The organism is Paenibacillus sp. JSM ZJ436 (assembly GCF_044383795.1).
GTDB lineage: Bacteria > Bacillota > Bacilli > Paenibacillales > Paenibacillaceae > Paenibacillus_AQ > Paenibacillus_AQ algicola.
Genome location: NZ_JBISEO010000008.1, coordinates 41,306 through 66,999, shown reverse-complemented (window position 1 = coordinate 66,999; position 25,694 = coordinate 41,306). Strand labels below are relative to the sequence as shown.

The window sequence follows — 25,694 nt, the reverse complement described above, 5'->3', positions numbered from 1 at the left end:
CTTAGGTGTTAACGACTTCACCTTCAAAGCGGTCAATATTATTCTTAGTTCCGATGACGACCATAATATCTCCCGCCTTGAGGACGTCCATCGCGGTCGGCGCCACAATAATGCCCTTATGCTGATTGAGAGCCACGACGCTCACTCCGTATCGCGTCCGGGTGTTCAGCTCGCTGAGCGTTTTGCCGTCCATGCATTCGGTTACGGTCATCTCCACCAGCAGATAATCCTTCGACAGCTCCATATAGTCCACCAGATTGGGAGTCACGAGCTGATGCGCGACCCGGATGCCCATATCCCGCTCCGGAAAAATCACGCGATCCACGCCCAGCTTATCCAGAGCCCTTCCGTGCAGCACCGAGATCGCTTTGGCTACGACCGTCTTCACACCAAGCTCCTTGAGCTGAATTGCCGTCAGGATGCTCGTCTGGATATCATCGCCGATGGCCACAATCCCGCAGTCAAAATTTCGGATGCCTAGCGATTTCAGCACCTCTTCATCCGTAGCATCCGCAACAACGGTATGTGTCAGCAGATCGCTCATATCCTCCACAATCTCTTCGTCCCGGTCCACGCCCAGCACCTCATAGCCAAGGTCCATCAGCTCCAGCGCCAGACTGGCGCCGAAGCGACCAAGGCCGATCACCGCAAACTGTTTTGGTTTCATGTCCTTCTATCCCCTTATCCAATAATCATTTTGCCTTCCGGATACCGGTACAGCTCTTTTCCCTTCTTTGGTCCGAGCGCGAATACGAGTGTCAGCAGTCCGACCCGGCCCGCAAACATGGTCACCGTAATTAGCACCTTGCCGAGCAAGGACAGCTCGGGCGTCAGTCCCATGGACAATCCTACCGTAGAGAACGCCGAGGCCGTTTCAAACAGAATCGCCAAAAAGCTCGCATCCTCCGTTGTAGAGAGCACCATGGCTACCGCTACAATAAACAACAGAGCCAGCAGGGAGACCGTCAGTGCCTTAAAGATCCGCTCCTGCGCCAGCCGGTGACGGAACAGCACGATATCATCGCGTCCGCGAATCATCGAAATGACGGCACCGATCATAATCGTAAAGGTCGTCGTCTTGATTCCGCCGCCCGCCGATCCCGGGGATGCTCCAATAAACATAAGAATAATGATAAAAAACTGAGTGGCCTGGCGCAAATCCGGAATATTCAAGGTGTTGGCCCCTGCCGTCCGCGGCGTGACCGACTGGAACAAGGAGCCCCACAGCTTGCCGTCCCAGCCCAGTGCGCCCAGCGTTTTGACATTCGTAAATTCAAATATAAATATAATGACCGTACCGACCACAATCAGCGCTCCCGTCATGGACAGCACCACCTTGGAGTGCAGGGACAGCTTCCGCCGGGTTTTATAATCTACGATTTCTGACATCACAATAAAACCGATTCCGCCGGATATAATAAGAAATAAGCTCGTAAGATTTACAAAGGGGTCACTGACATAACCCGTCAGGCTTCTGAAATCTCCAAACAGATCAAAGCCCGCATTGTTAAACAGGCTGATCGCGTGGAAAACGGCAAAATAGGCCGCTTTGCCCAAGGGCATATCGAATGCCCATCTGGCCGTATAAATGATTACCGCCACCCCTTCAATATACAAGGAGTACAGCAGCACTCTTCGGATCAGCCTCACGATCCCTTCCATAGCGGTCTGATTCATGGCCTCCTGCAGGATCAGCCGATCCTTGAGCGAGATTCGGCGCTTGAGAACCAGCGCAATCAAGGTAGCCATCGTCATAAAGCCCAGACCGCCTACTTGTATCATACACATAATGACGATTTCCCCAAACGTGCTGAAGAACGTTTCTGTATCCACAACGACAAGACCCGTAACGCAGGTTGCAGAGGTGGCCGTAAACAAGGCGTCCATAAATCCGAGCCCTTCCCCGCTTTCGCTGGCTATGGGAAGCATCAGCAGAAAAGCCCCGGTCAAAATAATGGCACTAAAGCCCGCAACCAGAAACTGCGGCGGGGACAAGCGGAGCCATTTTAGCTTCCATTTCAGCTTCCATTTCAACTTCCGTTTCACTTTGCTCACCTCTTAAAAATGGCACATAAAAAAGACACTGGAAATCCAATGCCTTTTTATCGCGTTTGGGTCCCTGTGCACACAGCCTACGAGGTTAGCTGACGGATTCGGGCATATCACAGGCTGCCCTATTCGCTTCTCCTGCAAAAAGCGAAATTCACCCCAATTACATGGTTCCCCCGTTTTCTTATCGAAACTCGGCTGATCTATTCAATTATCGTCATGACGTTCTGACATGATGTGATTATAACGCATGCAGCCACGGAATATCCAAAACCGTTTTTGACTGAAATCCATGTAAAAAGGTTCAAATTAGCCATATTCCAGAATCACAGCATCCCTTTTTCTGAGGTTTTCGGAATTTTCTTCGCGTTTTCAGTTTTTTTCAAGTTATTTGAAGGTTCCCTCCCTTGGACCAGGCGCCCTTATTTGTGCTCCCGGCATCCCAGCCTATATACTTCTAAATAACAAAGTCTTCAACAGAGTCACCAAACTAAAAAATCCATTTCGCAATAAAGGAGGGACATCATGAATCGGTCAGGCTCCCCGCTGATCCTTAAGCCGGATTTCAAGCCCTTGCTCCTGATGGCTTTGGCCGGCTGTATACTGTTTCTCGCCCTGCAGGTGTACCCTGCACTATATTCCGGGGCGTCAACACCCCAGCCCATCGACAAATCCGAAGCAGCAGCGGCGGCACAGCGCTTTTATACCGAACAGATGACGCTGACTCCCGGCAGCAGCCAAGAGCCCTTAGTGACATATATTGCGCGCTCTGAGCTTTACGGCTACCTGATGAAGGAGAAGCTGGTGCAGCTCTATGACGAACAATTCAAGGAGAAATATCCTTATGAGCTGTACCGGGTCACTCTGGATCAAGGAAATAGCAATGCCATCCATGTCGATGTCAATATGCATACCGGAGCGATCGCCGGCTTCACCTACGATTCGCAGGACTCCGGCTATGAGGGCGCCATGCTGCAGGAGGGCCGGGCGCAGCGGCAGCTGCTGCTCCTGCTCGAAGGAGAGCTGACGCTTGCGGAGAAGCAGGCTTTAGCTGCCCCTTGGGTACAGCGCGCAGGCTATGATCCCGAGCAACTGACGATGGTCACAGGCAAACGTGAGCCCGGACTCATCTACCGGGACCCTGATGCTAAAGCAGGGGAAGCGGTGCTGCAGCTTGCCTTTACCTTTGAGAACGGACAGCTTCGGTCTTTCGAGACGGCTTTTGCCGCTCCTGAGTCTCATCTGGCTTATGTCGATCAGCAAACCTTGGCTGCCGTGCTGCTTACCTTGCTAGGCTACGGGCTGTTCACCCTCATCCTGGGCATCCTGGCCGTCATTTACAGCGTCAGAACCCGGATGTACATCTCCTGGAAGCGAGGCGTTCTGCTTGCAGTCATCGTGTTTGTAACGCAAATGCTGAATGTGTACAATATGCTGCCGTCCTATGAAGCTCAAGGGATGTCGGAGACGATGATCGGCGGGCGGCTTCTCTTCTATGCCGGCTACTCCCTGGTCTTTTCGGCTCTGGTCTACTTCTCGCTTGCCGGGGGAACAGGGCTTTGGCTCAAAGAGGATGGCTTAAATCCTTTTCCCGAGGTCCGTGAGACCGGTTATGGCCGCTATGTACTGCAGAGCATGAAGCTGGGTTATGTATGGGCATTTATTTTGATGGGCGTGCAGTCAATGATCTTTGTCGTTCTCGGGCTGACACTGAACACATGGTCAACCATTGACGCCAGCCAATCTCCCTACAATATGCTGTATCCATGGCTGTTCCCTCTGATGGCATGGTTTGCCGGCATCATGGAAGAAACCGTATATCGCCTGTTTGGCATCAAGATGCTGTCCAAAATATTCCGGAGCACACTGGCCGCAAGTCTGATTTCGTCCCTGATTTGGGCGCTGGGGCATACGCTGTATCCTATTTTCCCAGTCATATCAAGGCCGATCGAGCTCATCGTTATCGGTTTACTGTTCAGCTTTATCTTTCTGCGGTATGGATATTTGGCGGTCATGTTCTCCCATATTATCTTCAACAGCATCCTGATGGGCTTCAGCCTGGCGATGATGAATGGAACAGGGAACCTGCTCACAGGCATCTTCTACATGCTGCTGCCAGCCCTCGTGGCGTATCTGATCCATATCTTCCATCGTCCGAGGACGCTTCCCGGTCCCGCAGCATAAAGCGATTCATACAGCACTGCGATGACACTATAATGAGGCTGTTTCTTTGAACCACCCAAATAAAGACATGGAAGAGCTGGGCTAACCGCCCTGACTCTTCCATGTCTTTATTTGTGCTTCATATTTCACTCAAGGGAGTTGCAGGAGTTGTCTCGTTAAACATGAATCCATTTTCGAGACAGCCCTAATCTTGCTTTGGCGAATTCATCCTCTCAGGTCGTTTCCGCCCTCGGTCTCCATCTCGTCATTCAACGCCTTCAGAATCTGCCTCGCCAGCTTGTCGCCAATTGATAACGGGCGGAAATCCTCAATACTGGCTTCCTTGATCTTCTTCACCGAGCCGAAATGCTTCAGCAGCAGCTTACGCCGCTTCTCGCCAATGCCGGGAATGGCATCCAGCTTCGAGGTGACCATCGACTTGCCACGCTGCTCGCGGTGAAACGAGATGGCGAACCGGTGCACCTCATCCTGAATGCGCTGCAGGAGATAGAACTCCTGGCTGTCCCGCGGCAGCGAGACTGGCTCCGGCGGGTCGCCGACCATCAGCTGGGCTGTCTTATGCTTGGCATCCTTGACCAGACCACAGACCGGGATAAAGAGCCCCAGCTCGTTCTGCAAAATGTCAGACGCTGCCGAGATCTGGCCTCTGCCACCGTCCACAACGATCAGATCCGGCATGGCAAGATTCTCTTTCAGCACCCGTTCATAGCGGCGCCGGATCACCTCGCGCATCGTCTCATAATCATCCGGCCCCTGTACGGAGCGCACCTTATATTTACGGTACTCCTTCTTGTCCGGCTTGCCATCGGTGAATACCACCATCGCCGAGACCGGATTCGCTCCCTGAATGTTGGAGTTATCAAACGCTTCGATCCGGTGCAGCTTCTCAATACCGATGACCTCACCGAGATTGGCAGCAGCGATCGTGGTCCGCTCTTCATCCCGCTCAATTAAGCGGAATTTCTCGTTCAGGGCGACCTTGGCGTTGTCCACCGCCATGCCAACCATCTGACGCTTCGTGCCGCGCTGCGGCACATACACCTTGACACCAATCCACTGCTGCAGTGCTAAAGCCGCTCCTGAGGGCTCAACCGCACCGGGACGTGCGATCTGCTGCTGCAGCGGATTGTCCTGCAGCGCGTCCTCATCACTCTCCGTTGCTTCCGCTTCTTCTAATGCTGCTTCGGCCGCCAGCGGCTTCTTTGGAACCGGAACCATAGATTGCAGCGCGGCCGCACTGACAGACGCTGCAGCCTGCTGCTCCGAAGAAACTTCAGCCGTGCCGGCCGCCTCCCCGCCTTCGGAAGGCTCTCCTCCAGCCTGCTCCGAGGCCTCCACGGGATAAGGAAGCAGAATCTCTTGCGGCAGCGCCGGATTGTCGCTGTAATACTGGGCTACGAAGGACAGGAAATCACTGTAGGCTTCGCCGTAATACGGGAAAGCCGACGTGTTGCGCTGAACCATTTTGCCCTGGCGCATATAAAAAATCTGCACACACATCCAGCCCTTGTCTGTCCAATAGCCGAACACGTCCCGGTCCCGGGTATCTGCGGTCGTAATTTTCTGCTTCTCCATGATGGCATCAATATGCATAATCTGATCCCGAAGCTCTTTGGCCCGCTCGAAGTACAGCTCCTCCGCAGCCTCCTGCATCTTCCGCTGAAGCTCCTTCTTCACTTCCTCATGCCCGCCGCTCAGAAAGCCGCGAATGTCATTCGTAATATCCTCATAAGCCTGCTGCGGAATGTCCTTCACGCAGGGAGCCATGCACTGGCCCATATGGTAATAGAGGCATACGTCCTTTGGCATGACGTCACATTTGCGGAGCGGATACATCCGGTCCAGCAGCTTCTTCGTTTCATGGGCCGCATAGGCGTTCGGATAAGGGCCGAAATATTTTGCTTTATCTTTAAGCACCTTCCGCGTCACAATGAGGCGGGGGTGCGGTTCGTGAGTTATTTTTAGATAAGGATAGGTCTTGTCGTCCTTAAGCAGAACGTTGTAACGCGGCTGATGCGTCTTGATCAGGTTGCACTCCAGAATCAGGGCCTCCATGTTGCTGCTCGTCACAATGTATTCAAAGTCACGGATTTCCGAAACGAGCCGCTGGGTCTTGCCGTCATGACTGCCGGTGAAATACGAACGGACCCGGTTCTTGAGAACCTTCGCCTTGCCCACATAAATAATGGTGCCTTCTCCGTTCTTCATCAGATAGCAGCCTGACTGGTCAGGCAGCAGCGCGAGCTTGTTGCGAATCTTCTCCATGGCCTTCTCCTGTTCCTGAAGCCTACGCGCAAAGTCCTCCATCCTTCTCCTCCTCTCCAAGGGGGAAATCACACAAAGCGCCTCCGGCAAATCAATACCGAAGGCGCTGTATGAGTGCTTGCAAGTCTCAGCGTTATGCTTATTGATGCTTCGCGATAATGCCTTTCAGAGCTTCCTTGGAGTTGAGCCCTACTACTTTATCGACAGGCTGGCCGTCTTTAAAGAAGATCAGCGTAGGAATACTCATTACGCCAAAGCGGGATGCGGATTCAGGGTTCTCATCCACATTCACCTTCGCAATTTTCACATCATCACCGAGGTCCTGGGACAACTCATCCAGGATTGGAGCCAGCATCTTGCAGGGACCGCACCAAGGCGCCCAAAAATCAACAACAACCGTTCCTTGACCTTCTACTTCGTTCGCAAAAGTCTGGTCGGATACATTGACGATAGCCATGAGTTTCTCCTCCTTACTGTAATATCGTTTCAGTCGGTGCTTAAACTATTATGTCTAAGCCGGCCCCCATAGTATACCACACTCTTCTGTCGATTGCGAAATCAGGAAACGCACCCGGCTGTGCCGATATTCTTTACAAACTTGCTGCCCACCCAGTATACTACTAGTAACAACCGTATGCTGGCGGAGAGACCGCCATCGTCGGCAGTTTAGGAGGCAGCACCATGGACGCTAACGTGCACGTAGTAGATCCTCGGGAGCATGTGAATGAAGAACCCCGCAATGACTTTTTCGACCTGATGCTCGGCTTTGGGGGCATGTTTGCCCTCATGCTCGTTATATTCTTCGCAATGGTCATTGTAAAGTTCATCATCAGCTAAACGCTCAAGAGTCCCAAAGAAGAAGGTATCCCCGGCCTGATCCAGGCCTGCGGGATACCTTCTTTTTTGGGGGATGGACAGGAACGCTTAAGATCTCCTCATATTTCCGCGCTGATTCTCACCAAATAGCTGTACCTCATCAACAAACGGCGCAATCCGGTTCATCAGGCGCTGTCCTTTATGACTCTCTTCGCCGTCCTTGCTGGTGAAGCTCAAATGCTGCTCCAGACCGTCCAGCCGGTAATTAGAGGTATAAAAGGTCGGCTTGCGGTTCATGCGAAAGTTCAGGATCGAGCCCAGCACATGATCTCTGACCCAGGGACTCAGGTTCTCTGCCCCGATATCATCAAAGATAAGCAGGTCACAATGCTTCATCACCTCAATGCTTTCCTTCAGCTTCGCACTCTCCTGCAGCATCGACTTGATATCCTCCACGAAGTCAGGCATATATACGATAACACCGGTGTGCCCTTCCTTCGCCAGCTCATGCAGCAGATAGCACATGAGAAACGTCTTTCCGGTTCCGAAGGAGCCGGTCAGATACAGCCCCCGGGGCGACAAGCCGTTCTCCTTCGTATCCCGGATGTAACGGAAGACCTGATTCACCGCCGGGGCGCGAAGCCGATCCTTCGACATAATCTCAACCTCGTTATAGCCTTCCTCCAGCGCCCGCTCGTCCACATAAAAGCTGCGGACGCGCTTCTTGATCTGCTCCTCATTCATTCGGGAAATCTGAAGCGCACAAGGCGTCTTCCGCTCATAAATCTCTGCCTTGCCGTTAACCGTCTGAATATCCAGGCTGCTGAAATGCCCTTGAAAATCATTCGGACAACGCTCCAGGCCCGGACAATGCTGACAATGGTCATGGTCCTTGGTATATTGATAGATCCGGCTCAGGTTCCTGTTGATCGCCTGCTCATCCAGCTCGGGATGCTCGGCCTTCAGGCGGAGCACCAGCGGATGACTCAGAATCCGGCCCAGAAGCTCGTCGGATCTGCGGCGGAAGGCCGGACTTTTCATACTGTCGAGCAGCTGTCCGAGGGATTCCATCGTCATCACCTTCTTTCATAGGTTCATATCATGCATTTGAGCTAACGCCCTAGCCTCTCTTCTTGGAGGTCTGCATCTCGGCAGCCAGTCTTAGCATTTCCTCATACTCCTCTTCCGTAACGCTCTCTCCGCCGACAGAGGTCTGAGCAACCGGAATCTCCGGCTTGCCTTTCCCCCCCTTGGCGTATGTACGCGTGCGTGAAGCGGCGGCCGCTTGCTTGCCCTTGCTCTTGGCCTGGTCGCGGATATACTGGACGGCTTTCTCATAGGTGTCGACCTGCTTGAGCAGCATGTTGGAGGCAATCGCCTCGACAAAGTTGCGGTTGATCCGCTGGTCGCCGCCTGCAGCAATTAAAGACATCAGATAATGAATCAGAATATTAATAACTTCGCCCGGAAGCTTGTAGCTATGGTCGATTTTCTCGAACATATCCATGAAGTGAGCCGGCACCGAGCCCGGAAAAAAGGTCTGCAGCAGCCGGGTATACGGTTCATTGCGAAGCATCATATTGTATTGGTGAATATCACACTTGGACTGAAATTGCAGCGGAACCTCCACATAATATTCGCTCTGGACTGCATGCTCCTCTGCCGGCACGTCCTGATCGGCGCTCAGCTCCTGATGCAAAGCGACCACCTTGCCTGCGGTCACCTGACGCTTCTCCTGCAGCTTCATGCCCTGACGGAAATGAAGGCTTGCCTTGTGCTGGAGATCATCGAGCATAACCTCACCCTGACTGGAGAAAATCCCATCTTCATCCAGAAGACGGCATAAATCCTGCACATTCAGGTCATACTTGCGGACTACATAATTGACGACACCGAGCTGTTCATGGTCATGGCGCAGCCGTTCCACAAAGACGCGGTTCCGCGATTCACGCGGAAAGCGCAAAATAATGTCCGCATAATTCAATCCGCCTTCTCCCGCAGAGACTACAGGAACCGCCTGCTTGCGCGGCGTCTCCACCTCGGTCAGCGCCTGCTCGAGCTCGTAATCAATTACATGCGTATTCAGCTCAAAAATATCATAGAAAGGAACCGAGATGTTCTCCTTGTTGAAGGAAACGCCAGTCCACTCCTGCGGTTCCTTGCTCCACAGCTGCTCCCGCAGGGCAAGCACGGCGAATTTGCCGACCTTGTCACGCAGCAGCAGTGTCAGATGCTGTGTATTAAAAAATTCCGAGGGCGACAATGGTGTCTGCAGCTCGTACTCATATATATAATCGTCATTTTCCGGAGCATAAAGCCGGCTCGTCTGCAGCAGCCCCACCGCCTCCAGTCTGGAGGTTTGCTCAATCAGGTAGCGGCGGCCCTTCTCGCTGGGCTCCAGGCCAAGCGTCAGAAACAGGCGGCGCTGCTGATCAATCGGGGAGTACCCCACCTTTTCCAGCGGCACATGTGTGCACAGCAAGCGGTACAGACTGATGGCGAAGGCGCCAACCATCGGTTGATAAATGGAACTGAGCATTTTGTCATCCAAGCCGCTCAGGCAGAAGTCGCGGTACACGCAGTAACGGTGATTCTCGGTATAATGCAAAAAATTAGTCATGCGCATGGTGTAAGCTCCTTCCCCGTCTTTTTCGCCAAGAACAGGTCCCGGCCGAAAATAGACTGCCTCTATTCTATCATAAATACAGAGGGCGATATCTGTTAAATCCAACTAAATTCTATGAAATCACCTGTGAAAAAAGAAACAAAAACGACCCGCCCGAATGGGGTGAGCCGCCAATGACATCAGACACAATCCAACATTACCTTAGAACATCTTAAAGCCCTTGACGCGCAGGACATGTATCGCCCAGCCGCTCAGCACCGCACCTGCCAGCCCCGCAATTCCGGTCAAATAATCCACCAGGCCGTACGAGCCGATATGGCTCAGGAACGTGGTCTCGCTGGAGTTCCACATACTGTATACTACCACCGGCAGAATGACAAGCACGAATAGATAGCACGGAAACCAGGTCGTCTTCATCAGCATGTTCAATATAAAGCCAATCCCGAACATCATTACAAAAAATAATATCATCAGTACCAACACGGGGATCAATTCAAGCATTGCCGACCTTCACCTCTTCTTTATACCGCCGCAAAACCGGACGGACTAGTTAGTAGTTTACTAAAAAAAATGTCGCTTATCAACGAATATTCCATGAATAGATTGTGTCAGGGTTTGCCCTTCAGCCCCTCCTTCGCTACAATGTAGGAAGATATGCCTGACCTAACCATTTCACGATGAAACAGGAGTGATCATATGAATGAAGCTGCCATGACCCTGGAGGGCTGGTACGCTCTGCATGATTTTCGTTCCATCCATTGGCCGGCCTGGAAGGCCGCGGATGAAGAGGAGCGCGCAGTTGCGCTGGAAGAGCTGAATGAATTTCTTTCCGCCTGGGAAGCCACCGGGGAGAGTAAGCAAGGCAGTACTGCTGTATACACGATCGTTGGACAAAAGGCTGACTTCGTGCTGATGCACCTTCGCGAGACGCTGGAGGAGCTGAACGAAATCGAAAATGCCTTTAACAAGACGACGTTTGCCAAGTATACGACCAAGGCTTACTCTTACGTAAGCGTAGTGGAGCTCAGCAATTACCTGGCCGGATCTTCCGGCGGCGATCCGATGGAGAATCCGCATGTGATTGCCCGCCTAAAGCCGGAGCTTCCCAAGTCCAGGCACATCTGCTTCTACCCGATGAACAAGAAGCGGGATTTGCAGGACAACTGGTACATGCTTAGCATGGATGAGCGCCGCACGATGATGCAAAGCCATGGCCTGATCGGCCGCGGCTATGCCGGTAAGGTGAAGCAGATTATCACCGGCTCGGTCGGCTTTGACGACTGGGAATGGGGCGTAACCTTGTTCGCAGATGATGCGCTTCAGTTCAAGAAGCTTGTATATGAAATGCGCTTTGATGAAGTCAGCGCGCGCTTCGGCGAGTTCGGTCCGTTCTACGTCGGCAACCTGCTTCAGGCCGATAACTTTAACCAGCTGATGAAGGTTTAGCACTTGCATGACTATAAAGAGGCTGTCCCAAAAGATCTAGGGTCTTATGGGATGGCCTCGTTTGTTGTTGCGAGATGCTCCGCGTACGAAACGTTCCTCCCCTCGCTGTTGCCCCCAAATTTCTTTGAATTTATTCTGGTGCATATCCATCCCCCAAAAAACAGGTAACACAAAGAAACCGCCCTTTGGCAGAATGGAAGTGTCTAGCAGCCATTTAAAAGGGAGCGGTTTCATTTGTACATTCAATATACCATGAATCAACTTTATCTGACCATGGATGTAGAAGACATTCCATCCAATGCTCACCAAAGTCCTCATTTACGCCTACACCCAGCAAATGTATTCCTCGCGCCAAATCGCCAGTGAGCCTTGAGGTCGGATGGCTTTCGCTCGCCCATAATTTGCTCAAGAAGGCGGCAATAGACCGAAATAAAGACATGGCGGTGCTGGGATCACCTCCCTGACTCCGCCATGTCTTTATTTTTTGCTTCAGATCTCACTCAAGTGAGCTGCCTCGTTAAACAAGAATCTGCTTTGGGGACAGCCCCTTTATTATGGCTTATCCAACGTTCATTCTAATTCTCGTCCTCGTCATCACGAAGAGACTGAAGATACTCCGCGGTAGCCGCATCCCTCGCCCTGCTCTTCTCCTTCAGCCGCTCGATCGCCGGCATAATGAGCAGGTCCACCTCCTGCTGAATAGAGTAGGCGAGGTCATAGCGCTCCTGGGATTCCAGATAGGATCCGACCTCCATGAGCGCGTTATAACGGTCCAGCTCCTGCCGCTCCAGCAATCCGCGTACCTGTACACTGCAATGTCTCATTTATAGAAACCGTCCTTTTTTGAGTACGAGCGGAATGCCGCCGATCATAAACAAATACCGGAGATCCACCAGCTTCTTTAGCTGCGCTGCCTTCCAGCCCTGATACTGCTTGCTTCCCACGACGCCAATGCCCTGTCCCTTGCCCAGGGAAGCTACGGTGCCCTTGTGCTGGTACTGGAACTTCCGCAGCACCTTGCCGCGAATAGTAGCCACAATGTTCTGTGCGCAGCAGATGCCCTGCTGGATGGCCATCTGAGCCGTTGGCGGGTAAGGGCGCTCCCCGTTCAGCACCAGGGAATTGTCACCGATAATATAAATATGATCATGCCCCGGTGCCCGCAGATATTCATCCACCTTGACCCGGCCGCGCATCGTCTCAAGTCCGGCAGCTTCAATAAGCCGGTTGCCCCGGATTCCTCCCGTCCACACGACCGTGTTGGAACGAAGCTCCTCTCCGGTGCTTAAGACGACGCCATGCGGAGTACACTCCTGAATTGCGGTGCCGAGCTTAAAGGTAACGCCTTTACGCGTCAGCAGCTCCATTGCGTAATCCACCAGCTCCGGCGCGAAGCCCGGAAGGGCCGAAGGGGCCGCCTCGACATTGTAGATATTGACCAGTGCGGGATCGACATCATATTCCTTACACAGCTTCGGGATGCGGTCCGCAAGCTCCGCCACAAATTCGATGCCGCTAAAGCCTGCACCGCCCACAACGAAATTAATCCGCTCCTGCGGCCGGCGTTCATTCTTGTAGAGCGCGAACTGATGCTCGATATGGGAGCGGATCAGCCGGACCGAGTTGATGCTGCGGATGGACATAGCATGCTCTGCAAGTCCTGGAATCCCGAAGGTTTCGGGCTCACCACCCAAGGCAATGATGAGATAATCATAGGAAAGGGTACCATCCTCAAGAATGACCTTCTTGTCATGGAGCCGGATCTCCTGTACAGAGGATTTGACCAGATCAATCTTGAACTCGTCGATCAGCTTCGAGATGGATACTCTGGTGTTCTCGATGCTGTCTGTTCCTGCAGCGGGCATATGCAGATGGGTCGTTATATAATGATAGTCATGGCGATTGACCAGCGTGACATCTGCTTCATTATAATTCAATTCCTTTTGCAGCCGCTGCGCTGTTAAAATGCCGCCGTAACCCGCTCCAAGGATTACGATTTTCGGTATGCTGCTCATGTTCCTGCTCCTTCCAAGCTTGCTTATCTATATAATTGGATTTCAGAAATATACGTTTGGTACCCTGTGATAAAACATAAAAAAATAGAGAGCTCTGGATTAGAGCCCGCTGAGATTGACACATGATGACGCAAGTTATCACGTTAATCATAGACAGTTTCAGAACAAAGATCAAGCGGTAATTTAGCTAGGAAAAACCACCCCAGCTTGCATATGCCGGATTATTATTATATGAAAGCCTGCTTCCATCCCGTGAAAGCGCCTCCCCTGCTCCTTCGGCTTTCTTTGAGGGGTAAAGAGCATTATAATAATGATGAATTGCTGGAATGGTTTATAAAAAAACGGAGGTGTACCCCCATGACAGATATACCGCAGGAGTCAATGACCGACCTGCTCATTATTGGAGGAGGCCCGGCAGGCATGTTCGCCGCATTTTACGGCGGCATGCGGCAGGCCTCGGTGAAACTGATCGAGAGCATGCCTCAGCTCGGGGGACAGCTGTCTGCATTGTATCCCGAGAAGTATATATATGATGTCGCCGGCTTCCCGAAAGTGACCGCTCAGGAGCTGGTTAACAATCTATCCAAGCAGATGGATCATTTCGATACCGATATCCGCCTGGATGAGAAGGTCCATACGGTGGAGAAAGCCGCGGAACGCCATTTTATCGTCAAGACGGATAAGGGCGAGCATCACGGTAAGTCTGTGATCATTACGGCCGGGGTTGGCGCCTTTGAACCCCGGCGCCTGGAGCTGCCGAATGCAGCCGCTTTTGAAGAACGCAACCTGCACTACTTTGTCAGCGATTTGAGACGCTTTGAGGGCAAGAGAGTGCTGATCAGCGGCGGCGGCGACTCTGCCGTTGACTGGGCCTTGATGCTGGAGCCTTTGGCTGCGCAGGTTACCCTTGTACACCGCCGGGATAAGTTCCGTGCCCATGAGCATAGCGTAGAGCGGCTTATGAGCTCCAGTGTACAAGTCATTACCCCTACCGAGATTACCGCGCTTCACGGTGAGGACCAGATTACGAAGGTGACCCTGACTCATATTAAGAGCAAGGAAGAGCAGGATATTGAGGTCGATGATGTAATTGTCAATTTCGGCTTTGTCTCTTCGCTTGGCCCTATTACAGAGTGGGGTATTGCGATTGACAACAATTCCATTGTGGTCGATTCCCGGATGGAAACGAGCGTATCCGGCATTTTCGCCGCCGGGGATATTACCAGTTATCCGGGAAAGGTGAAGCTGATCGCAGTTGGGTTTGGCGAGGCACCGACGGCTGTTAATAACGCGAAGGTTTATTTTGATCCGGACGCCCGGCTGTCTCCGGGGCACAGCACCAATATGAAGATGTGAGGACACAAAAAAGGTATCTTTCTTCTGCAGGCCCAGGGCCAGCGGCATGAAAGATACCTTTTCTATGAGGCAACAGAATGGAGCTATTGCCATAGGTGCTGCTCTATATATAGTAGGTGACTGCCGGCGGACTAATGCAGGAGCATGATGGAATCGGTGTTGAGGTTCCGTTTCTGGATCTCCGCCATCAGAAGAGATATGAATTCCCGTTCAAGCTTCAGTTCCACCGCCATATAGTAGGAATCCAAAAGCATCTCATCCGTTAACATAGCCATCAGAATACACCCCTTCCTCAATTTTCCTGAATTCATCATATCAGACATTGGATGACAGAACAACCGTTCGTCTATCCACAAGGCATTGTGGAAATCCTGTGCACAATATGTTGGTAACTATCCCCAACCTGCATGGAACTAAAGTGGATTATGGGGATATTATTTATACACAGGCTGCGACCGTCCGTGGGTCTCCAAAAAAAAATAATAGATTTATATATTATATCGGCAAGCTAGTATTCTTTTGTTATTACCCGAAAGGGGAATCAAGTAAACAAAACTGGAATTTTTTGATGAAATCATCAGTGCGGACGAGTATTTACCTCAAAGATCCAGATGCGTCCTTCGGTATCAATTCCATAATCAAAGCCCAGCTCTCCTATACCTGGAAAATGCTTCTCCATCACTTCGGTGCCGATCCGTGTCAATGCTCGAAGATCCTTTCTGATCTGCGGCACATTAGCCTGTGGCAGTGAAAGGGCGATAGCCCGCCTGCCAGGAAGCATCGTTCCGCCTTTGCATAAATTGGTCACGAATAGCCCTCGCCGTGCCAGCCGCCCTACCATTGCGCGGCATGCCCAGGCGCCTCTATCTTTTACCACCTTGACCCGGTAGTCCAGCGGCCGGCCCTGAATAGTGGCTAGCTCAATGCCCTGCTGGATCAAATAGGCTCTCCTGAACCGGAGTCTGGAGAGGAGCCGAAGCAGCTCCGGGAAGGCGCTGACATGGCGGCTTACTCTCTGATGCCTGACGCTGTAGCCCTTTTCGTTAGACTGGATCAGGATCACCCCGTTCCCGCCTGTACCGACGACCGGCTTGATTACCACCTTCCCATGCTTTAGCAGCATGGAATTGAGTGCCTCCGGAGATAATGACGTCGTTTCCGGGATATATGGAATTAACCGCGGATCGCTCCGCAACGCTTCAGTCTTTAACCACTTGCTGGCCAATTGTCTGGCTGCCATGCACCGATACCTCCTCTGAAGTAGACTGACTTGCTCTACGCTAAAAAGCTGATGCTATATTTTACTCAGCCCCGCCCTCTTCTTCTTGGATGATTGTCCCGCTATCCCTAATTAATCACCACAGCGGATCAGGCTGTCTCTTTCCAAACCCTGCAATCTGTCGTATAGTATTATGGAAGCTTTACGCGGAGCATCATACTGGATTTTAGTAAGGGGAGGCATTTACATTGGAGGCTTTTTTCACTATTCTGTACTGGATTGCCATGATTGGCATGTCATTATCTCTGGCCGCCATTACCGTATTCATTTTTGCCATCGGCTTTAAATTTCTGAAGGACAAGCGCAGAGGTCTCGGAGCGGGCTGCATCGCTTTTTCATTAGTAGCTGCATCCATGGTAATCTTTATGCTGAATGAGAAATTCTTCTTCGCTTCATAAGAAAGAATACGACCCCCGTAGGATTATGCTTCAAGGCTGAAGCGCAATCCAGCGGGGGTCGTTTTCATTTACTATGAACGGTTTTTGTTACGCTCAGTCACTCCAAGATCGTTCTTTAACGCGTCTTGCAGTACGTGTGAATAATTCACTTTGCTTTCTGCAGCTGAATCGTCGAGCCATTTTGGAATTGTCAGCGTCTTACATTGAAAAAGTATCTATTGAAGAATTATTGCTTGCTCAAAGGTAAGAGGTGCGGAAAGTTCTTTCCAGTAGTAACACTCTTCGTACGCTTCTTTAACGACAGAAAAACGACCTCCATAACGGTTATTTTACCGTCATAAAGGCCGTGATCCACAATCCCTAAACGTTAAATTTAGGGTTGTTATTATACCAAATCGCCATTGAGGACTGCGTTTTTACAGGTACAATCCGCACTTCCCCGGAAAGCGCGTCCTAGCAAGGCTCCTCGCTCGGCTTGCCGGCGTCTGTCGCCGTACGGAACGAGCTGCCGCAGCCGCAGGTCACGGTCGCATTCGGGTTATGAATGGTGAAGCCGCCGGTCATTCCCGACTCTTCAAAATCAATTTCCAGGCCGTTGAGGTACTTCACGCTCTCCTTATCGACCACCACTTTAAGGTCCTGCACATCCATATATACATCATTTTCCGTCTCGTCGTCGTCAAAGCCCATGGCATAGGAGAATCCGCTGCAGCCACCGGAAGTCACGCCCAGACGAAGGAACATATTCGGTAATTCCTGCTCAGACAGCATCTCTTTCAGTCGCTCTGCTGCTGATTCGCTGATTGTAATCATAGGTATCCCTCCTTTTCGCGTTTCATGTCTTAGTATACTCCAGATTACGACATCCCTCAAGCCAGGGTCTCCCTGTCTACACGGCATCTCTAATGACTGTAAACAAGGATCATGCTTCCCTTCGGGCAAGCCAGCTTCTTCATCGTTTTCCTCTTGGTTTGTATTGCTCCATGCAGAGGTCGGGTTTATAATAGGGAAGAAACTTGAGAGGTCGAAGGCTGGATTACATGCCGTTATGCTCCCCAGTTTGCCCTGAGCCCATGGGCTGCGGCTGGTCTATAGTTGTATATTTTTTCACATATTATTGTAAATATAACGACTGCCTCCCATTGGTTGATGTACTGAGACAGCAGCGCGCCCGTGACGCGCACCAAGATACACAGATCTCCATCATGAAGGCATGCTTCGGGATCTGTCATAAGGAGGAAGGTATAGAATGTCTACCCTGATAAGTCCGGCCATGGACAAAAGAATGGCTGAGATCGTAGAAAAAGTTCAAAACGGAATCCGTCTTGATGTGGAAGACGGTGTATATTTATACCAAACGGATGACCTTTTAACCCTGGGACAGCTGGCTAACGAAGCCAATCTGCGTAAAAACGGGAAAAAGGTTTATTTTATTGAGAACATGAGCCTGTATTTTACCAATGTGTGTGAATCTCACTGCGCCTTCTGCAATTTCCGAAAAGATCAGGGCGAGGAAGGCTCGTACACCCTCTCTGGTCCGGAGATGATTGAGTACGTCGAGCAGCATTTTCATCCGGGAATCCGGGAATTTCATATCGTTGGCGGGCATAATAACCATGTTCCGTTTCAATACTATGTCGATTCCTTGAAAGCCCTCCATGAGCGTTTTCCAGAGGTTACCTTGAAGGCGTATACGGCTGCAGAGATTGAGTTCTTCACGCGAATTAGCGGACTTAGCATTGCCGAGGTGCTTCAAGAGCTCCAGAAGGCTGGGCTGAAGTCATTGACCGGCGGCGGCGCTGAGATTTTGTCCGATCAATACCGTCAAAAAATGAAAGTAGATAAAGCGAATGTCGATCAGTACCTGGAGGTGCACCGGACTGCGCATCAGCTTGGGATCCGTACGCACACGACGATGCTGTATGGATCGATCGAAAGTCATGAGGACCGGATTCGCCATATGATACAAATTCGCGAGCTGCAGGACGAAACGAACGGCTTCATGGTGTTCATTCCGCTCTCTATGCAGCCGAAGAATAAGAATGCGGGCATTATGCGCCGCAACTCCGCTTATGAGGATCTGAAGACCATCGCGATCAGCCGCCTGATGCTGGACAACATTGATCATATCAAGGCGTACTTCATTAATATTGGTGCCCAGCTGACCCAGGTGGCGCTGAGCTTCGGAGCCTCCGATGTGCATGGTACGATCCTGAAGGAGCGCATCAGCCACGCAGCCGGTGCCCTGACCCCGGAAGGCTTGACCCGCAAAGAGCTGGTCTGGCTGATCAAGGGTGCAGGCCGCATCCCGGTGGAGCGCGATACGTTTTACAATGAGATCATGGTTTACGAATAAGCCGTTTATCGCTGCTTCATGCGGTTAAGAAGAAGTATAAGGACACCCCGGCCAAAGCACAGGCACCAGGATGATGACTGCAAGCTCTGGCCGGCAGAAAGGAAGACATATATGAAAAAGCTCGTCATACTCGGCGGAGGCTACGGCGGTCTTGCCTTGATTCAGGAATTATTCAGCAGCTATCTTCCTCATGACCTGGAGGTTGTGCTCATTGACCGCATGCCTTATCAGGGACTAAAAACGGAATATTACGCACTGGCGGCAGGTACCGTTGCAGATACCGAGCTCCGCGTCCAGTTCCCTGAATACGATAAGCTCACGATTCATTACGGAGAGGTTACCTCCATTGATCTGGAGCACAAACGCATTCACCTTCACCAGGAGGACCCGATGGAGTATGATCAGCTCGCCATTGCGCTGGGCTGTACAGATCAATACCACGGTGTGCCGGGTGCAGCAGAATATACGTGCAGTCTCCAGTCCTTCTCGGGGGCGAGAGAGTCTTATCTTCGCTTGAACAACCTGAAGCCCTATAGCCAAGTGCATATTGTGGGCGGCGGACTGAGTGGAATCGAGGTCGCTGCGGATCTGAGAGAGAGCCGGCCTGATCTGAACATCGCCATTCTGGACCGGGGTGCCCGGGTACTTTCTTCTTTCCCGAATCGCCTGTCGGCCTACATTCAGCGTTGGTTTGCCGAGAACGACGTGAACATTCTGTCCGGAGTATCGGTCTCACGCGTTGAACCGAACATGGTATATAACATTGAGCAGCCGATTGCCACAGACATTACGGTATGGACCGCGGGCATCCAGCCGGTCGAGGTCGTGCAGAAGCTGGCATTGCCGAAGGATCGAAGCGGGCGTGTTATGCTGAATGAATGGTACCAGGTACCTTCACACCCTGAGGTATATGTCATTGGGGACTGTGCCAGCCTTCCGTTCGTCCCAAGTGCTCAGGCTGCTGGCGCTCAGGCGGAACAGATCGGCCATGTTTTGAAAGCGCTGTGGAATGAAGAGAAGCCGAAGGTTCATCCTTTGAAGCTGAAGGGCACCCTGGGCTCTCTAGGCAAACGTGCAGGCTTTGGCCTGATGGGCAAGACCTCCGTCATTGGACGAGTTCCCCGCCTGCTAAAGAGCGGTGTGCTGTGGAAGTCTAAGCGTCATTTCTAATTCGGCACTTTTGCTGCTGAATGCGCCGCCAAGGAATAGGGAGCTCTTCCTGTTATTTCGTTTCCAGCTCCCGCAGCCGTTTCAGCACAGCAGCATACAGCTCTTTCGCGGTTGGCGCTTCTACTTCCTCGTTGTTGACAAGCGCAAACGGTGTTTGGTCACATTGGCCGCAGCTCGTCAGGCATCCGTATTCAATGACGCTGCACAGTCCCTGCTCTTCTAGCGGACGCAGCGCTCGATCCGTTCCATAACTGGTGTTGCCGGCACAAAATTCAACAATTCTTTTCATTTGTAACAACCTGCCTTCAGATTGGCATTTTAATTTTCGTCTATTTGTACTATAATATATGGAGGAAAGGAGTTGATCAAGATGAGCGAGAACACACAAACCACCGTTTACGATGAAGTGGCAGAAGTGCTCGACAAGCTTCGTCCGTTCCTGCAGCGTGATGGCGGTGACGTTGAGCTGGTCGACGTTGAAGACGGTATCGTTAAGCTGAAGCTGGTAGGTGCCTGCGGTAGCTGCCCAAGCTCCACGATTACACTGAAAGCCGGTATTGAGCGTGCACTGGTTGAAGAAGTGGAAGGCATTGAGGAAGTTGTTCAGGTATTCTGATCCATATAAGCTGAAGAGCCTTGGTCCATAACGGATCAAGGCTTTTTTTATTCTCATGTATGGATCAGGGCTGTGAAGCAATCTTGGGTCGAATGGGGTCCAGGCCGCCGGAAATATCCATAATGTTGCCGGTAATGAAATCGGAATGATCCATGCACAGAAACTCAATCACCCGTGCGATATCCTCTCCGCTGCCAGAGCGTCCGCGCGGGGTATCACTGTCGCTAATGCCAGCCACCTCAGCGATACTCTTCTCTTTGTTCGCTCCGCGAATATCTCCAGGACAGATCATATTGACGGTAATCCCGTAAGGAGCCTCTTCAACCGCCAGCGTTTTCGTAAATGAAACCAGTCCGACCTTCGCTGCTGCATATACAGATCTGTGTGGCCAGGAACGGGCTTCTCCGGCATGACCAAAACCGAAATGAATGATCCGTCCCCACTTCTTCTCCCGCATAGAGGGCAGTACCATATGATCCAGGAGCATCACTCCCGTCAGATTGCCGTTCACCAGATGAATAATTTCCTCAGACGTATATTGCGAGAACAATCTCCGCTCGCGGATAAATGGTCCCGCATTGTTCACCAGAATATCCACCGTACCCAGGTGCTGCTCGGTTTCCTCAGCCAGATGCTCCAGATCCTCCTGCTTTGCGACATCGGCCCGGACTGCAATGGCTCTGACACCGAGAGCTTCAATCTCGCTCTTCAGGGCATAAGCTTGTTCTTGACTATTCACATAATTGATAGCAATATGGCATCCCTGACGGGCGAGGGATAATGCTGTCATTTTTCCCAAACCGGTTGCACTGCCCGTAACCAGCGCTACTTTTCCCTTCAAAGGTCCTTCCTCCTCCGGCTTAGTCTCTTCTTCATTCTCAGTATAAAAGATTTCCTTGGAACGCTCAACAAACGCTCCATAAAGTCAATAAAGGCATGACTGCCGGCTTGCTGCTCCCGGCCAGTTCATGCCTTTATGATTGATGAGATCCCTGCTATGCATTTCGTCGGCTTAACAAGCCGGTTTCCGGCAAGCGGGTCGCTTTAACGAGGTAGGAGGAGATAACAGGAAATCTCTTCGCCAGCTCGGGATACCAAATATTCGTTTTGGCAAACGCAAGCCGTTGAATCATCCGCGCCCGCCGCAGCAGGCTGCCGAATTGGGCTTCCGCTTCTCTGGTGTAGCCGCTTCTCCATTCCTCCAGAGACAGCTCCCCATTGAGATACTGACTGGTCAAGCGGCTGCACAGCAGTGAGGAGCGCAGCGCAATCGACATACCGTCTCCACACAGCGGAGGAATCATCATCATGGCATCCCCGACATGCGGAAAGTCTGACCAGGGCTCAGGGGCATCCGATAGCCGCACGGGGGCAATGGAAACCTGCGTGCCTTCAACGGGAACGGCCTCCTGAAGCCTGGCTGCCAGCTTGGGATTAGACTGGGCGGCAGCCTGCAGAATGTCCTGCACGGATTTACCGGCAGCCTGCACAGATTTCAGGGTCAGCAATGCCGCGATGTTTACTTTTCCGCCCTCAATGGCATTGATTCCGGTGTAGCCCCCCTCGCAAAAATACAGCTCTACCTCCGGTCCCAACGTGAGCCCCGTATAATGTGATTTCACACCGACATAGACCGTCTGATCTCTGTACTGATCCTCGGTATTGGGAACGAATTTCGGCTTTCTAGTTCCGTGGGCAGCAATCACGGCGCGAGTATGGTACAGCACCTCCTCCTCACCGGTCTTAATGCCGATCTGGTAAGTTCCATCCGCGTCCTGCCTGATGGAGGTGACGTTACTCTTCGTCCATATTTCAGCGCCTGCAGCAAGCGCTCTTGCATGAAGCAATGTATCCAGCTCATAGCGGCTGATGCCCCAGGCCTCACCTGGCAGCGAGGCTTCCATCTCCCCGCCTTGGGGCATCACAATTCTTGCTTTGGAGATCGGACTAGGTGAGATTAATGTAAGCTGGGGCACAATCCCCAGATACTCCAGCATCTCTTTCGTTTCCGGTGACATGAACTCACCGCAGGTCTTATGCCGGGGAAATTCCTGACGATCCAGCAGCAGCGTACGATGGCCCTGCTGCGCCAGCTGTATAGCCGTGCTGGCCCCGGCAATTCCTGCTCCAATAATAACGGCGTCCCAACTATGCATATCCGATTCCACTCTCCTTTCCTCCCGGCTTCAAGGGATGCGGAATGACTACCGCATAGCGGAACAGAGGCTTCCAGGAGAACGTCATCGTTTCATGGTTCAGCCGGCGCTTCAGCTCCTTCCAGTCTCTCGCAGTAAATCCCTTGGCTACGGACAACGGGCCGTCATGCCGAATGTACCGGTTACGGGAAATCAGCCGGGTTGTCAGCCAAACTGCAGTGTAGGAAACCTGATGCCTGTGAATATCATTGATCACAACACCATACCGGGAGGCGCGAAGCATATGAGAGACGATGTCTACCAGCTCATCCCCGTCAAAATGGTGTACGAACTGGGAGCCGGTAACAATATCAGCCGAGGCATCCGGAAGATCGCGCACGTCCGCACGCTGAACCTGAATCCGCGGCTCATCCTTGAACAAGGCCGCGGCTTCCTGACACGCCTCTTCGGTGAGATCGACAAGGATAATACGCAGCTCCACTCCCCGGCTGGCTGCCCACTCCAGCAGCTTCCGGTTGACGTCACCGGAGCCTGCGCCTACATCTAGAACACTCAAGGACGCCGGGCTGCCCATCATTCTCCACAGCTTTTCCACGCCATAGCGTGTCGGTCCGGGAGCCGCGAATATTTTGTTCAAGCGCCTTAAATGCACCAGCGCCTCGCTCAGCTCTGCCCCGCCCATGGAGAAATCATCCATTAACTCGTCTTCCTTCGCCCGGGTCGATAAATTCCTAAAGATAGACATGGTCCGCCTCCGACTCGGATGCCACCTTTGCCGCAATATATTCAAAGCGCATAAGCTCGGCTGTCAGTCCTGGGCCAAACGCCATGGCTACTCCGTTCTGAGCGGCGCTGCTTTGGGCTTTAAGGTCCCGGCGCATGGCATCCAGTACGAAGAGAATGGTACAGGAGGACAGATTCCCGGCGGTACGCAGAATCTCGCGGCTGAACCGGGTTTGATCCTCCCGCAGACTCATTACCTCTTCCACGGAGTCCACAATGCCTCTTCCCCCGGGATGAATGGCCCAGAGCTCAGGAAGCTCCTCCCCTTCAAAGAGACGCTCCATTTCCGGAGCAATATATTGTCCCAGCAGTCTCGGAATCCGCGGCGACAGATATAGATCAAAGCCGAAATTGCCAACCTCCCAGGTCATATCCTCTGTGGTGTCCGGCAGCAGCACTGAATATCCTCTGCCCAGCTGGAAATAATGGCGGCTGTTTTCATCTGCGTGGCCAATGACGCAGGATGCCGAAGCATCGCCGAAGAAGGAGGCCGCAAATAGAGCTTCCTTCTCCATCACGGGCTGGAAGTGCAAGGTGCACAGCTCTACGCAGACGACAAGCACAGTCGATCCGGGTGCTCCCTGCACGACATCCCTTGCCATCTGAATCGCTTTGAGACCTGCAGCACAGCCCTGGAAAATAACCGGCAAACGATTAACCCTTGGCGACAGGCCCAGCTGGGAGATCAGTGTCACATCAAGGCCGGGAAGGTATTGCCCCGTGCAGCTGACTGTAATGAGATGGGTAATGGATTCTGGATGCGTACCTGCATCCTTCAGCGCTTTCTGGGCAGCTTCAAGAGCGAGCGGAGGCGCTTCTCTTTTATATGTATCCATCCGTTCTTCTGTGGTCGGTATGCCGCTTGCATCTCCGGTAGGAAGATACTTGCAGTCCTCCGCAGCTCCTGTATAGCTCGGCTCTACTGTATATCGGGTATCCACTCCGCAGGAGTTAAAAATCCTTCTTGCAAAGCGCGCCAGATCCGGCTTGTCCTGCAGATGGGAAGTTAGCAGATTGGTGATGTCAGGCTGAGGAACCTGATGAGCCGGCAGCGCTGTACCGAATCCCAGGATTGAGGCTTGCTGTGGATTTGCATGAAGATTAGGGTTCATGAAAATGACCTCCTGAAATATGAATTCGTCGTTACCGTAAACAAGCTCATCGCCAACGATAAGCCTACTGACTTTATTATGCCGTTATTGAACCTATTTACCCTGAACCACTTAAAAGGAATCTCACCCACTATAAAAAATACAGCGACTCCGGAAAGTTTCCGGGCCGCTGTATGCTCATTTCCATGAATTTGTTGGATCGACATCTGGTTGTTGCCGTTTTAGAATGCCGGGATAATAGATCCTTTGAACTGCTCTTCGATAAAAGTCTTCATCTCTGCCGAGGTCAGTGCCTCTGCCAGCTTCTGAATCGCTTCGGAATCCTTGTTGTCCGAGCGGGCAACAAGCAGGTTGGCATAAGGGTTATCCTTGTCCTCGATGACCAGCGCATCCTCCAGCGGATTCAAGCCCGCTTCCAGCGCATAGTTCGTATTAATGACTGCCGCATCCATCTCGTCCAGCATCCGGGGCAGCATCGCTGCATCAACCTCTTTAAACTCCAGGTTTTTCGGGTTGCCGGTAATATCCTTGGCGGTTACAGCCAGATTGCTGTCATCCTCCAGCTGAATAACACCATGCTTGGCCAGCAGAAGCAGGGCACGTCCTCCGTTTGAAGGATCGTTTGGAATGGCAATGACTGCACCGTCCTTCAGATCGTCCAAAGACTCTACCTGATTGGAGTAAGCTCCCATCGGCTCCACATGCACCGCAGTAACTGGAGCGAGATCGAAGCCGCGCTGCTCGATTTCGCCGTCCAGATACGGCTTGTGTTGAAAGAAGTTGGCATCGATTTCTTTCTGGTCGGTCTGCTGGTTAGGCTGGACATAATCCGTGAATTCGATAATTTCAAGCTGAATGCCTTCTTGCTCCAGCACCGGCTTGACGTGCTCCAGAATTTGCGAGTGAGGCTGTGGCGATGCCCCTACACGCAGAGTGACGGTTTCACTTGCTGCTCCGTCTTTAGCTCCGGCATCCGAGCCGGTGCTTTCTTTTTCAGTGTCTGTCCCGCAAGCCGCAAGCACCAGAAGCATAGCCAGGGCCAAGATCATTACATTCCATTTTTTCAT

General features: G+C 52.0%; 26 protein-coding genes, 1 pseudogene and 1 riboswitch. Of the genes and pseudogenes, 8 read left to right on the top strand and 19 right to left on the bottom strand.

Going from position 1 to position 25,694, the window contains the following annotated elements; all coding sequences use genetic code 11:
• Position 1: 1 nt before the first annotated feature.
• Positions 2-667 (bottom strand): potassium channel family protein, encoded by a 666-nt coding sequence (locus ACH6EH_RS12255; RefSeq protein ID WP_138226902.1) that lies wholly within the window; start codon positions 665-667, stop codon positions 2-4.
• A 14-nt stretch (positions 668-681) separates the two neighbouring features.
• A complete protein-coding gene (locus tag ACH6EH_RS12250) occupies positions 682-2,022 on the bottom strand; it encodes a TrkH family potassium uptake protein (protein ID WP_397332575.1) in 1,341 nt (446 codons plus the stop codon).
• A 92-nt stretch (positions 2,023-2,114) separates the two neighbouring features.
• A riboswitch (cyclic di-AMP (ydaO/yuaA leader) is annotated at positions 2,115-2,259 on the bottom strand.
• Positions 2,260-2,574: 315 nt separating this feature from the next.
• On the opposite strand from ACH6EH_RS12250, the gene ACH6EH_RS12245 reads away from it, so the two are divergent.
• A complete protein-coding gene (locus ACH6EH_RS12245; protein WP_397332497.1) occupies positions 2,575-4,233 on the top strand; it encodes a CPBP family intramembrane glutamic endopeptidase in 1,659 nt (552 codons plus the stop codon).
• A gap of 204 nt (positions 4,234-4,437) precedes the next feature.
• Here the strand turns inward: ACH6EH_RS12245 and uvrC are convergent, their stop codons facing one another.
• Positions 4,438-6,540: an excinuclease ABC subunit UvrC gene (uvrC, locus tag ACH6EH_RS12240; protein WP_397332496.1), complete on the bottom strand. Its 2,103-nt coding sequence runs from the start codon at positions 6,538-6,540 to the stop codon at positions 4,438-4,440.
• Between the two features lie 97 nt (positions 6,541-6,637).
• Positions 6,638-6,955 (bottom strand): thioredoxin, encoded by a 318-nt coding sequence (trxA, locus tag ACH6EH_RS12235; protein ID WP_138226905.1) that lies wholly within the window; start codon positions 6,953-6,955, stop codon positions 6,638-6,640.
• A gap of 224 nt (positions 6,956-7,179) precedes the next feature.
• Here trxA and ACH6EH_RS12230 point away from each other — a divergent pair, with 224 nt between their 5' ends.
• The gene (locus tag ACH6EH_RS12230; protein WP_138226906.1) at positions 7,180-7,335 is read left to right on the top strand and encodes a YqzM family protein; all 156 of its coding nucleotides are present in this window, start codon (positions 7,180-7,182) and stop codon (positions 7,333-7,335) included.
• An 87-nt stretch (positions 7,336-7,422) separates the two neighbouring features.
• Here the strand turns inward: ACH6EH_RS12230 and dnaI are convergent, their stop codons facing one another.
• The 3 genes from dnaI to ACH6EH_RS12215 form a co-directional block, all read right to left on the bottom strand.
• The gene (dnaI, locus tag ACH6EH_RS12225) at positions 7,423-8,385 is read right to left on the bottom strand and encodes a primosomal protein DnaI (RefSeq protein ID WP_138227866.1); all 963 of its coding nucleotides are present in this window, start codon (positions 8,383-8,385) and stop codon (positions 7,423-7,425) included.
• A 49-nt stretch (positions 8,386-8,434) separates the two neighbouring features.
• On the bottom strand, positions 8,435-9,940 hold the full coding sequence (locus tag ACH6EH_RS12220) for a DnaD domain protein (RefSeq protein ID WP_397332495.1): 1,506 nt from the start codon (positions 9,938-9,940) through the stop codon (positions 8,435-8,437).
• Between the two features lie 201 nt (positions 9,941-10,141).
• Positions 10,142-10,441 carry a YuiB family protein gene (locus ACH6EH_RS12215; RefSeq protein ID WP_138226908.1) on the bottom strand — a complete coding sequence of 100 codons (300 nt, stop codon included), beginning with the start codon at positions 10,439-10,441 and terminating at the stop codon, positions 10,142-10,144.
• Positions 10,442-10,636: 195 nt separating this feature from the next.
• Here ACH6EH_RS12215 and hemQ point away from each other — a divergent pair, with 195 nt between their 5' ends.
• Positions 10,637-11,386 (top strand): hydrogen peroxide-dependent heme synthase, encoded by a 750-nt coding sequence (hemQ, locus tag ACH6EH_RS12210; RefSeq protein ID WP_397332494.1) that lies wholly within the window; start codon positions 10,637-10,639, stop codon positions 11,384-11,386.
• Positions 11,387-11,961: 575 nt separating this feature from the next.
• Here the strand turns inward: hemQ and ACH6EH_RS12205 are convergent.
• Both ACH6EH_RS12205 and ACH6EH_RS12200 read right to left on the bottom strand, forming a co-directional pair.
• Positions 11,962-12,210, bottom strand: a complete 249-nt coding sequence (locus tag ACH6EH_RS12205) for a hypothetical protein (protein ID WP_397332493.1) — start codon at positions 12,208-12,210, stop codon at positions 11,962-11,964.
• The gene (locus ACH6EH_RS12200; protein ID WP_208203286.1) at positions 12,211-13,401 is read right to left on the bottom strand and encodes an NAD(P)/FAD-dependent oxidoreductase; all 1,191 of its coding nucleotides are present in this window, start codon (positions 13,399-13,401) and stop codon (positions 12,211-12,213) included.
• A gap of 357 nt (positions 13,402-13,758) precedes the next feature.
• Between ACH6EH_RS12200 and ACH6EH_RS12195 the strand changes: the two genes are divergently transcribed.
• On the top strand, positions 13,759-14,757 hold the full coding sequence (locus tag ACH6EH_RS12195; protein WP_138226915.1) for an NAD(P)/FAD-dependent oxidoreductase: 999 nt from the start codon (positions 13,759-13,761) through the stop codon (positions 14,755-14,757).
• Positions 14,758-14,888: 131 nt separating this feature from the next.
• Here ACH6EH_RS12195 and sda read toward each other — a convergent pair whose 3' ends face one another.
• Both sda and ACH6EH_RS12185 read right to left on the bottom strand, forming a co-directional pair.
• Positions 14,889-15,032 carry a sporulation histidine kinase inhibitor Sda gene (gene sda / locus ACH6EH_RS12190; protein ID WP_138226916.1) on the bottom strand — a complete coding sequence of 48 codons (144 nt, stop codon included), beginning with the start codon at positions 15,030-15,032 and terminating at the stop codon, positions 14,889-14,891.
• Between the two features lie 302 nt (positions 15,033-15,334).
• Complete coding sequence (locus ACH6EH_RS12185) at positions 15,335-15,997, bottom strand: YheC/YheD family protein (protein ID WP_397332492.1); 663 nt, start codon at positions 15,995-15,997, stop codon at positions 15,335-15,337.
• A 227-nt stretch (positions 15,998-16,224) separates the two neighbouring features.
• On the opposite strand from ACH6EH_RS12185, the gene ACH6EH_RS12180 reads away from it, so the two are divergent.
• Entirely contained in the window at positions 16,225-16,434 is a 210-nt protein-coding gene (locus ACH6EH_RS12180) for a hypothetical protein (protein WP_397332491.1), read from the top strand.
• A gap of 71 nt (positions 16,435-16,505) precedes the next feature.
• Here the strand turns inward: ACH6EH_RS12180 and ACH6EH_RS12175 are convergent.
• Together ACH6EH_RS12175 and ACH6EH_RS12170 are read right to left on the bottom strand one after the other, a co-directional pair.
• Positions 16,506-16,634, bottom strand: a pseudogene (locus ACH6EH_RS12175) (type II toxin-antitoxin system HicB family antitoxin); the annotation flags it as partial.
• A gap of 253 nt (positions 16,635-16,887) precedes the next feature.
• The gene (locus tag ACH6EH_RS12170; RefSeq protein WP_397332490.1) at positions 16,888-17,247 is read right to left on the bottom strand and encodes a HesB/IscA family protein; all 360 of its coding nucleotides are present in this window, start codon (positions 17,245-17,247) and stop codon (positions 16,888-16,890) included.
• Positions 17,248-17,683: 436 nt separating this feature from the next.
• On the opposite strand from ACH6EH_RS12170, the gene mqnE reads away from it, so the two are divergent.
• Both mqnE and ACH6EH_RS12160 read left to right on the top strand, forming a co-directional pair.
• A complete protein-coding gene (mqnE, locus tag ACH6EH_RS12165; protein WP_138226920.1) occupies positions 17,684-18,790 on the top strand; it encodes an aminofutalosine synthase MqnE in 1,107 nt (368 codons plus the stop codon).
• 111 nt (positions 18,791-18,901) lie between these two features.
• Positions 18,902-19,960 (top strand): NAD(P)/FAD-dependent oxidoreductase, encoded by a 1,059-nt coding sequence (locus ACH6EH_RS12160; RefSeq protein WP_138226921.1) that lies wholly within the window; start codon positions 18,902-18,904, stop codon positions 19,958-19,960.
• A 52-nt stretch (positions 19,961-20,012) separates the two neighbouring features.
• Here the strand turns inward: ACH6EH_RS12160 and ACH6EH_RS12155 are convergent, their stop codons facing one another.
• Positions 20,013-20,249 (bottom strand): DUF1450 domain-containing protein, encoded by a 237-nt coding sequence (locus ACH6EH_RS12155; protein WP_138226922.1) that lies wholly within the window; start codon positions 20,247-20,249, stop codon positions 20,013-20,015.
• A gap of 81 nt (positions 20,250-20,330) precedes the next feature.
• Here ACH6EH_RS12155 and ACH6EH_RS12150 point away from each other — a divergent pair, with 81 nt between their 5' ends.
• Positions 20,331-20,576, top strand: a complete 246-nt coding sequence (locus ACH6EH_RS12150) for a NifU family protein (protein WP_138226923.1) — start codon at positions 20,331-20,333, stop codon at positions 20,574-20,576.
• Between the two features lie 64 nt (positions 20,577-20,640).
• On the opposite strand, the gene ACH6EH_RS12145 is transcribed toward ACH6EH_RS12150, so the two are convergent.
• The 5 genes from ACH6EH_RS12145 to ACH6EH_RS12125 all read right to left on the bottom strand — a co-directional run bounded on the left by ACH6EH_RS12145 (position 20,641) and on the right by ACH6EH_RS12125 (position 25,694).
• Positions 20,641-21,417 carry an SDR family oxidoreductase gene (locus ACH6EH_RS12145; RefSeq protein WP_138226924.1) on the bottom strand — a complete coding sequence of 259 codons (777 nt, stop codon included), beginning with the start codon at positions 21,415-21,417 and terminating at the stop codon, positions 20,641-20,643.
• A 154-nt stretch (positions 21,418-21,571) separates the two neighbouring features.
• Positions 21,572-22,744 (bottom strand): NAD(P)/FAD-dependent oxidoreductase, encoded by a 1,173-nt coding sequence (locus ACH6EH_RS12140; protein ID WP_397332489.1) that lies wholly within the window; start codon positions 22,742-22,744, stop codon positions 21,572-21,574.
• Entirely contained in the window at positions 22,725-23,477 is a 753-nt protein-coding gene (locus tag ACH6EH_RS12135; protein ID WP_397332488.1) for a methyltransferase domain-containing protein, read from the bottom strand. The genes ACH6EH_RS12140 and ACH6EH_RS12135 overlap by 20 nt, the downstream gene beginning before the upstream one ends.
• Positions 23,464-24,627, bottom strand: a complete 1,164-nt coding sequence (locus tag ACH6EH_RS12130; RefSeq protein WP_397332487.1) for a type III polyketide synthase — start codon at positions 24,625-24,627, stop codon at positions 23,464-23,466. Before ACH6EH_RS12130 ends, ACH6EH_RS12135 begins: the two co-directional genes overlap by 14 nt.
• Before the next feature lie 221 nt (positions 24,628-24,848).
• Complete coding sequence (locus tag ACH6EH_RS12125) at positions 24,849-25,694, bottom strand: MetQ/NlpA family ABC transporter substrate-binding protein (RefSeq protein WP_208203294.1); 846 nt, start codon at positions 25,692-25,694, stop codon at positions 24,849-24,851.